The sequence below is a fragment of the Streptomyces sp. NPDC002446 genome, from assembly GCF_053595675.1.
Window position 1 is genome coordinate 1 of sequence record NZ_JBSFYC010000177.1, and the last position, 1,044, is coordinate 1,044.

Below are 1,044 nucleotides of genomic sequence, written 5' to 3' on the forward strand. Positions count from 1 at the left end.
TGATGTGGGGCTGTCGTTGGCGGTGTCGCGGTCGGGTTTTGAGCGGCGTGCGGTGGTGCTGGGGGCCGATCGGGCGGGGCTGCTCGATGCGCTGGATGCGGTGGGCGCGGGCCGTGAGTCGGCTGGTGTGGTGCTGGGGTCGGTCCGTGAGGTTGGCCGGACGGTGATGGTTTTCCCCGGTCAGGGTTCGCAGTGGGTGGGCATGGGTGCGGAGTTGTTGTCGGCTTCGCCGGTTTTCGCCGAGTGGATGGGCCGGTGTGGGGAGGCGCTGGCGCCGTTTGTGGACTGGGACCTGCTGGAGGTGGTTTCCGAGGGTCGTGACCTGGAGCGGGTGGATGTCGTCCAGCCGGTGACGTGGGCGGTGATGGTGTCGCTTGCGGAGTTGTGGCGTTCGGTGGGTGTGGTGCCGGATGCGGTGATGGGTCATTCGCAGGGGGAGATTGCTGCTGCTGTGGTGGCGGGTGGTCTGTCGTTGGAGGATGGTGCGCGGGTGGTGGCGCTGCGTTCGCAGGTCATCGGTCGTGAGCTGGCCGGGCGGGGCGGTATGGCGTCCATCGCGTTGCCCGAGGCGGATGTTCGTGAACGCCTCGCCGGAGCTGGCGAGTTGAGCGTTGCGGCAGTCAACGGTCCGATGTCGACGGTGGTCTCGGGCGATGCCGACGCGGTGGAGACCTTCGTTGCCTCTTGTGAAGCCGATGGTGTCCGGGCGCGTCGTATTGCGGTGGATTACGCCTCGCATTCGGCGCATGTGGAGGCCATTGAGCAGGAGCTGCTCCATGTGCTGGAGCCCGTACGGCCGCAGTCGGGCACCATCCCCTTCTACTCCACGGTGGAAGACACTTACCTCGACACGGAGGGTCTGGATGCCGCGTATTGGTACCGGAATCTGCGTCGTCAGGTGCAGTTCGAGTCCGGGGTTCGTTCCCTTGCGGCGGAGGGTTTTACGACCTTTGTGGAGTCGAGTGCGCACCCGGTCCTGACCGTAGGTGTCCAGGAGACTCTCGACGACGTAGTCGTGGCGGGTTCCCTGCGCCGTGACGAGGG

At 66.3% G+C, this 1,044-nt stretch carries 1 protein-coding gene; it reads left to right on the plus strand.

What is annotated here, in order from left to right:
* Positions 1 to 1,044, plus strand: a 1,044-nt coding sequence (locus ACWD6P_RS37070) for an acyltransferase domain-containing protein (protein WP_451448621.1), incomplete at both ends; no start/stop codon positions are given.